The 8,924-nt window shown below is 40.8% G+C and carries 4 protein-coding genes; 1 reads left to right on the top strand and 3 read right to left on the bottom strand.

Annotation, left to right across the window (positions count from 1 at the left end; genetic code table 11):
- Positions 1 to 457: 457 nt before the first annotated feature.
- From V6C11_RS14235 to V6C11_RS14225, 3 genes are all read right to left on the bottom strand, one after another.
- Positions 458 to 1,501, bottom strand: coding sequence for an acyltransferase family protein (locus V6C11_RS14235; protein ID WP_333531862.1), 1,044 nt, complete (start codon positions 1,499 to 1,501; stop codon positions 458 to 460).
- A 538-nt stretch (positions 1,502 to 2,039) separates the two neighbouring features.
- Positions 2,040 to 3,896 (bottom strand): S8 family serine peptidase, encoded by a 1,857-nt coding sequence (locus V6C11_RS14230; RefSeq protein ID WP_333531861.1) that lies wholly within the window; start codon positions 3,894 to 3,896, stop codon positions 2,040 to 2,042.
- A gap of 219 nt (positions 3,897 to 4,115) precedes the next feature.
- Positions 4,116 to 5,102 carry a peptidylprolyl isomerase gene (locus tag V6C11_RS14225; protein WP_333531860.1) on the bottom strand — a complete coding sequence of 329 codons (987 nt, stop codon included), beginning with the start codon at positions 5,100 to 5,102 and terminating at the stop codon, positions 4,116 to 4,118.
- A 615-nt stretch (positions 5,103 to 5,717) separates the two neighbouring features.
- On the opposite strand from V6C11_RS14225, the gene V6C11_RS14220 reads away from it, so the two are divergent.
- Positions 5,718 to 8,723: a hypothetical protein gene (locus V6C11_RS14220; protein ID WP_333531859.1), complete on the top strand. Its 3,006-nt coding sequence runs from the start codon at positions 5,718 to 5,720 to the stop codon at positions 8,721 to 8,723.
- Positions 8,724 to 8,924: the final 201 nt, after the last annotated feature.

The raw sequence follows: 8,924 nt of genomic DNA, 5'->3' as shown, positions 1-8,924 counted from the left end.
TAAATTGTAATACTCTCAAAAGGTGGCTCTCAATAGCGGATTAGTCAATTGAAGCTAGTGGCTCCCTCATTCGGAAATAGTGGCTCTTCGCATCGGATTAACTGGCTCTGAGAGACCGGAATACTCAACAGGTTTCTTAATGAACTAAAGTGGCTCAGTTTTTATTGACAATCGCAAGCCGATTTTGGGGAGGGGGAGCGACTTCATTTTTCTGGACAATCAAAAATTTTGCAGTCTAGTATTACTACTAGGTAATAGTTAAGGCCAAACCGTCAGTTAATACCTGACAGTTTGGCCTAATTTCATGCAAAACTTCCGATTGCTCCCTTCAATAACTGTCCCCTTGTGTTTCGGTAAAATAATTGACAAGGTCTTCCAAAAAAGGTAAGAAAATTTTTAGGAAGGTTTGGAATGCAATTAAAGAAGAAATAGCTACCCGTGGACGACATCTAAGATCTTATCCCTTTATGTTTTTTTGAAGTGAATCCCCAAATGTCGAATTCCTTTGCAGGGACTTTCGTATCCTTTGTACAGGGATGTCTATCAATCTGTAGCCGATATAGCCCATCAAAACAGTTAAAAACAGTTGTACAATAAACAGTCCCCTTTGTCCCAAAGTTACCTGATATTTTGCTGATAGGTAAGCAATTATCCAAAAGGCCAAGAAATGGCAAAGGAAAATTGGGTAAGATAAAGCTCCTAAAAGGTTCTCTATTGGGGAGCTTACCTGCACCCTGGACAAAACTGCAACCACCAAGACGCCAAGGATATAACCCACTAGCACTTCCAATGTAAAGGGCACCTCTATTTGCTCATAAAAGGCAAGGACACACAGCCAAAGGAGTGCAAAAACCCAGATAATCTTTAAGAACTTTTCATCATTCCCACCTATCATCTGATTAGCCCCATACAAAAGACTACCACTCAAAAAGATAAATAATGTGCCGGCTAAAACCCGGTAACCAAAATAGTCGGTATCGATAATACCCAGGGTAGCCATGACAAATACAAGCAAGCTTGCTAGGATTAGTATACACATTGATTTCTGGTATCTAAGTATAAAGGGTATCAGAAGATAAAACTGCAGTTCTGCCCCTAGGGACCAGGCAGGAGGTATTAACCACCATTTAGGCTCCTGCAGTACATAGATGGTACTACCGTCTAGCCACATACAATAATTCAGCAAAACGATAGTAAAATTATTAATAAGCGATATTAGGTTAAACTCTGGTTTACCGTATCCAGTTAAAACAACAAAAATAATCGTCATTATAGCGTAAAAAAAATACAATGGATATACCCTTAACAACCTGTCCCGATAAAAGCACCCAATATTTCTTAATTCACCTTCAAAATTAACCTTAAATGAATGGGTCATTACATAGCCAGAAAGAAGGTAAAATATTACCACCGATGATACGCCAATATTAAATCCCTGGATTAATGTCATATGGCTAATGGCCACAAATATGGCCAAAAAAAAACGTAGTATCCCAAACAAAGTAGGCACCTCTTTCTTCTTAACCACTTTATTATAAAGCTTATTAATTAGCAAAGTAAGTGCCCTGGACTCTTTTTTAAAGGGTGATAAGTGCCATGCTAACCATTCAGTGCCAGAACAGAATATTAGAAAAACCAAAGTTTATGCCAAATATTGAGGTAGGACTTGATTTTCCCTTATGAATTATTTTTAACTGTAAGCTTAGCTGTTCTGATATAATTATGATAAGGAACTTGCTTCAAGCATATTTTACCCAGAAAACTTTGTTGTCCAGCCACTAACAGCAAACCTATTTATCTCATCCTTTGGCCCGGAGAACATTCTTAATAAAGTTGATGATATGAGTAATTGTTATATAAAGCTTGCCAGGCCAACCGCCTAAAAGAAGAAATTTGGCAAAGCAATGAAATAATACATAAACTTGCTGGACTAAGGGAGAATTCTAATTATAGTTGACCAAAGAATTCTTCCTTTTGTTTTAAGTAATCTCAAGAATACCAGATGTTAGATATGAACATGCTTTAAGCAAAACTAAATTTTATTCGATTGAAATGTCCTCTAATTCATCTGTTTGTTGCCCTACAATTACCTTGACTGTAACCTTCAGGGTCGTGTCCTCAACAACTCCCTGTAAAACATACGAACCTGCCAGATTCAAATTTAAGCCGGTGGTATCCCAGAAAACTGATTTTTCTCTGGTTCGTCCATTGTCAAAGTTTACTATAACCTTGTCAGGTAAGCCGACACTGGCACTACCCACACTTACGACTATATCCATAACTGTGTTAATTGATGTGATAGGATGTGCTGGCATATCATCAGCAGCATCGTTTTCGATTCTACCTTGCTCAATCCCGGCATTATCACATACACTTCGGAACTCTTCACCGGCATCCAACATCCCAGCTACAATTGCCCGCTTACTAATATCATAGAGCCTTCCTTTCCAATACTCCAGACCTTCTGGATCCGGTAACCTATTAAAAAAAGTATAATAATAGGCATTGATCAGTTCATCATCCGACAACTGCTTGTTAACAAATTCAGGTGCCCCAATAAACATGTGATCTACAAAGCCCGCAGCCGTAATCGGTTGGCTAATTCCCATTAATCGTTCGGTCCAATACTTTAGCCCCTCTTCATCTGCATCCCTGCCAAAGCCTTTTTGGTATACACGGTTAACCAATTGTTCTACCTTAGTTGGATAACTATTCTTATAGTTAGTAAAGTTCACAATACCGTAGCCATAACTAGAGTCCTTTCCTTTTATGCCTACATCGTCGGAGTAATGGTAAATAATTTCTTCAATTTTACTGGTACTTAAATCATTATCATTAACTCGAAGAAGTGCTGTAATGGCAGAAACAAAGGGTGCTGCAAAGGAAGTCCCATTTGAACTAATATAGCCGTCCAACTTGCCGTCCATATCACCCTCCAGAGGCACAGAGGAAAATATATTTTCACCAGGTGCTGCAACATCCACAACTGACCCGTAATTAGAAAAATAAGTTATCTTATCTGATTGATTCACTGCAGAAACAGTAATACACTCCCGTATGTTGGCCGGTGAAAAATTAGCGGCATCCGAGGCCTCGTTCCCTGCTGCAGCTACCACCACAACCCCTTTACTTATGGCATAACGTACCGCCTCCTCTAAAACAGGTGACTCACCTTCCCCACCCAAACTTAAGTTAATAACGTCAGCACCCCTCTCCACGGCATAGTAGATACCCTCCACAATGTCTGAATCATAGCCATACCCATCTTCATCTAAAACCTTGACAGGCAAAATTCGTACTCGTTGGTTCCCTGTGGACATGGCGATAATCCCAGAAACCTGCGTACCATGACCTATTGGATCCTCAGGATCATGATCTTCATTTACAAAATCATACCCTGTCAAAACCTTTCCGTATAAAAGAGAGTGGTCAGAATAAACCCCGCTGTCCAAGACGGCAACAATGGCTGTACTGTTCCCAATAACACGTTGGCTTAGTATGCGCACGCCTGTTCTGGCAACGCCCCAATTAAAGCTTGAGATTTCCTGGGAAAGATTATTGGCTCTTCTCCTATAATCCGGCTGAACATACTCTACCTCGTTTTTTGATTCATAGAGTTGGATCAAATCATTAATATTCTGACTCTCATGTACCGGAATAGAATAAGTATTGCTAACCCCTCCTAAACCGTGTCCTTGAATTGTTCGAGACTTAAAGGTTGCACCAGGCTTGAACTTAACAATGATTCTATCTGTTTTAACAGAATTACTTGCTTGTTGATCAGGTGATTCCGCCTGGGCCTGGGTACATGGCATAAACAACATAATGAATAGAAACAAAATCAAGCATACAAAAATATTAACTAATGTTACAGGTGCAACCTTAGTTTGATACACTCAAAACACTTCCTTGTTGAAGTCTATAAACGAAAGGCTCAAGGAAAGCATCTTTCCAAGGACCTTTCGTTTATAATAATTAATAATTTACTCAGTGGCAATAGTAAACTCCACCACTTACAGCAATTACAAAGATTAGTAAAGTAAATTATATAAAAACAAACCGCCCAATTATCATGAACGGTTAACAAGTATGGTGCCTGACACCAAAGGACCTGCTTACTTCTCAACAATGCTAATATTATTGATATAGATTTGCTCCATTGGTTGGCTCAACTCACCCCAGTCATTCTTTACAACGGGTGTGTCAGAAATAATTCGAACAACCTCCATGCCCTCAATAATCTGACCAAATACTGTATAATTTGGCGTGTTGTTTAGAAATTTGGCTTGCTCCCCAGTACAGATAAAAAACTGGCTGCCATTGGTATTTGGGCCACTGTTGGCCATTGCAATCATACCAGATGCATAGGGGTGGGGTGGGGGAAGTTCATCATTAAACTTATAGCCTGGCCCACCAGTACCGTTGCCAAGGGGGTCTCCGGTCTGCACCATAAAGTCCTTAATGATACGGTGGAAGGGAACTCCATTGTAGAAACCTTCCTTAGCTAAGAAGATAAAATTATTTACAGTAGAGGGAGTTTCAGCAGCAAAAAAATCTATTTTAAAACTTCCCCGATTGGTCTTAACTGTTGCCTCATAATGTTTGTTTTTATCTATAAACATTTGGGGTGGATTCTTATATTTATTGTTTCTGTCTGCTGTGTAAACCGCTGATTGTTTTTCGGTACTAATGCGAATACTCATGGTGGTGTTACTGTATAGGACTTTAGCACCCAACACATCACTTACAAAACGTAGAGGAACCATAGTAAAGCCGTCTTTAATTACTGCCTTAGAATCGAGCTGTTTTTCTATACCATTTATTAATGCAGTTTGTTTATTGATAGGCAGGACAATCTTTGCATTGTGTTCATCTATAACCACCGATTGAGTTGCATTATCCCATTTTACATTTGCTCCTAATTTTTCACTAATGAATCGAATCGGTACCATAGCACGACCGTCTTCATTGAGATAGGGCTTGGCCCCTGAAAATTCAGCCGAAACACCGTTTATTACGATGTTTAGTCCCTGGGCAAAGGCAGACGCATTAAATAAGAAAAAGCTTAGCATAACAAAGAAAAAAGTTTTAATTAACCTCATCGCAAACGCACCCCAATTCCTACATTTAGAAAGATAATCTTGTACACCCGTTCTAACTATTGATACCGGCAGTTCCTGAATCCATATTACCAGAGTCTTAGAGGAATTTAAAGTCAGTCACTATCATAAAGCAGCTTTTGCATGGCTACTTTAGAAAGATTCATGTTCGTCGCAATTTCTTCTCGGGTATAGCCATGGGTTACAGCTTCCCTGGCATAGGCTCTCTTAAATAAGGTAAGGTTCCTCTTGCGGGAACCATTTTTAACTAACTGAAACTCTTCTTAAGTTAGTCCTGTTTGAATTAAGATTTCATCTAACCTTTTACGTTGGACTACTTTTTGTCTTGGCATAATAGCCAAAGGAAAACTCTCGTCACCGAATACAAGGTAAACCCCACTTTTTGTTTGTATACCCTTATCCTATCCAACAATTTAGCTTTATCATTGTACGGATCGAATATGTACCCTCGATTATTACCCCTCTGAATCACATGGTGCCTGACACCTTTAAAAAATTAAAAAGGACAGGCTAACCAACCGAAGCAAATCCTGGTTGCTCTGAGAAATTTATAAAAAAGGGGTGGTTTGTGCTATTACCAGTACTAAGTTGATAGTAATGTTAAGCCAGGCAGTTGACGATGCGAGTGCATCCAATTTTCAGATTGCCGGTATGACCGTTGTTGCTGCCACTCTGAATGAAGCGAAGGATAACGTCATCCTTACAGTTAACGGAGCTGAACCGGAAACCAATTACACATTGATCGCTAGCGGCCTTCAAATTGGTGCCGAGGTTCAAAAAGACGTAAATTTTAATTTCACCATGCCAGCTATTGTTGACTTGTTTAGACCCGCCATGGAGGCTGACGTTGAATTTTTAAAGGCCGACGGTGCTTCCAGTGCATTGGTAACCTTTAGCCTAAAGGACGCTGAAGGCAAGATTGTAACCGACGCCGAAGATGTTGAGGTTGCTTTCACCGCTACCTTCGGTAACTTTGCTGAACAGCGCGTAGCTGTGCAGAACGGGGTTGCAACAGTACAGTACACTTCTGAATTCTTAACTAAAGACCAATACGCAAACCTCCAAGCCCAAATCGTTGAGGCCGCTGATGTAGATTTGATCAACCTTAAGGCAGAACTCAACCTATTATTAACGCCAAACCCTGAAGCTATCGAAGATGAAACCATCGGTGCTTCCATGACCGATGCTGAAGCAAATCAGGCGGATAGAATCATTGCCTACTTTAACAAAGAAGTAAATGTTGCTGATTATGTAACAAGCGGCACCTTTGCTGTTGACTCCGGAAAAGCGGAAATAACTGTTAAAACCAAATCGACAACTAAAGGTGGCGGTACCGGTGTTGATGTTGTCGGATTACTACCTGTACAAGGTAACAGCAAAGCTCTTCAAATTATGCTAGACGTTGAAGCTGGAGCCTACTTAGTGGATAACGCTGACGTATATATTGAGTTTATTGACAAAAGCGGCAGTGTAAACGTAGCAAGAGAAACTACCTTCAAACTCACTGATACAAGAAAACCTTCTATGCTAAACGTTACTCGTGAGGGTCTTAAGAAAATCAAAGTGATTTTCTCCGAGCCTATAGAAAATACTTCAGCAACAGCAAAAGCTAACTGGTCCATTAATGGTAAACTGCTCAACAGTACTACTTGGAATGGAACAGCAACTGTGGGAGCATTTAATCCCGCAACGGGTGAAGACCTGAGACATATTGTAACCATTGAACTGGGAGACGATACCGCTGGAAATCAAATCTACTTCCAGCCCGGCACACACTCTGTACAGGCTGCCAATATTGGTGACTGGGCATTTAAAGTGGACAATGCCAATATCATGAATACTCAAACACTAGACTTTATTATACCGGCAGACATTGATGCCCCGGAGGCAAGTGTGGAAGTTCAATCTCCTGAGCAGTGGGTACTAAAATTCAACAAGAATATTTCTGAAAACACCGCTGCTTTAGCAGGGAAAATTAAGTTACAAAAGTACAACGTAACCACTTCTGCGTGGGAAGATGTGGGTAACATGGTAACAACCGCAACACCGAACAACACTACTTTAGATATCCTTATAGCTTCGGTTGCTGACAATGAGTTCATACTCGAAACTGACTATGACTGGACAAAAGTATACGACACAGCAACCACAAAAAAGAATTACTACAACGACAGCTATAGACTACACGTTCCTGCCAATGCCGTAACCAACGTTGCAAACGGCAAGAAGAATGCTGAGCAAAACCTGACCCTGGGTGGAGCAATGCTTACACCTGACACAACCAGCCCGACGATTGCCAAGATCGTGGAAAAAGGGGCAGGCATAAGCACAGTAACTATGAGTGAGCCTGTCAAGCTTAACGCAACTGCTAACAGCGAAGGTATAACATTAGCTCAAAATCAATCGGCATTACCTGTACCGACCGCAGAATTTATTAAGAGTGATCTAAGCAAGACTATTCCTGGAACAGTTGCAGCTTCATTTGCTGACGATTATGACAAAGAACTGACCGTAACACCGGCTGTTGCCTTAGAAGCAGGTGACTGGACGCTGGTAATTCGTTCTATCTCCGATGACGTAGGTAACACCGCACCGTCCGCAACAAAAGAATTTACAGTAGCAGGTTCAGTTCCTGTAGACACCGACTTTGAAGTTCTTTGGGCATTTGCAGACGTGGATGATGACTTGGTAGTTGAAGATACAGACGCTGCTGACGGCGACTCAAATTATGATTACGTATACATCAAGTTCTCCAAGGCTATAGCTACCACTGGTGACTTCAAGAATGTGCTAAAGACTGCGAACTACACATTGAACGGAGTAAATCTGCCCAATGGCTCTCAAATTCTTACTGACATTAAAGGGTACGATGATCTGGACAACGTGTATGACTCCGTAACAATCAGACTGCCGCAAAATACCTTGAATGGTATAAATGCACCACACATCCTGAACATATCAAGACATCTAGAAAGTATGGACAGCAACCTGCTGAACAATCCTGGTGAGAAAACATTGGCGTTCAATAACTCTGCACTTTTTGCTGGTATAGCTGCTGAAGTAGCTGCATATGAAAAGTTAGTTGATACGCAAGACGCTGCTGCTGATATCCTATCTGATGGCTTTGATGCTGGTGAAGTGAGTGCTTTTGAAACTGCTTACAATACAGCGGCTGCAGCAATCGATGCATTGGATGATGCCAGCTTAGTTAAAGCACAATACCAAGCAGTAATCGATGATTTGAAGGCTGCAGTAAAGGCTCACGAGGACTTTGAATTTGCAGTAAGCGTAAAAACTACACCTAATGTAAGCGCTAAGATTGCTGGTATTGACGAAGTAACTGATTTCAGTGCAATATTATGGGATGGTACTACACCTCGCTATGAAGTGACAATTACTGATGATGATGGCTATGGTACAGACGTAACATTCACAGCTGCAACTGGTGCTGTATCTTTAACAAACGACAAAGGTAATGATGACGACGCTGAATACACTCAAACTATCAAGATTAGTGACGCTTTCTGGGGCGTGTCTGACACTGTAACAGTAACCATAAAAGATGAATCTGGAAACGATACATTAGTAGTCAATAATGACTAATTAAGACTGTGCTCGCGGGAAGGTTTCCCATCCAAGGGTCAACCTTCCCACGAGCATCTTCTGGATATTCAATCAAGTTTTTGCTTTATATTGACTTGTAAGTGCATTGTTTCATAAGGCACCTTAACGTGAAGAAACCTGGCCACTCTGATGAGCAACCAGGTTTCTCTGATTTTGTCGAATTATGAGGGGGGTCAGACC

This window comes from Desulfotomaculum sp. 1211_IL3151, assembly GCF_036763075.1.
GTDB lineage: Bacteria > Bacillota > Desulfotomaculia > Desulfotomaculales > Desulfotomaculaceae > Desulfotomaculum.
Note: the sequence above shows the minus strand (reverse complement) of the source record. Positions and strands in the feature narration are given on the sequence as shown.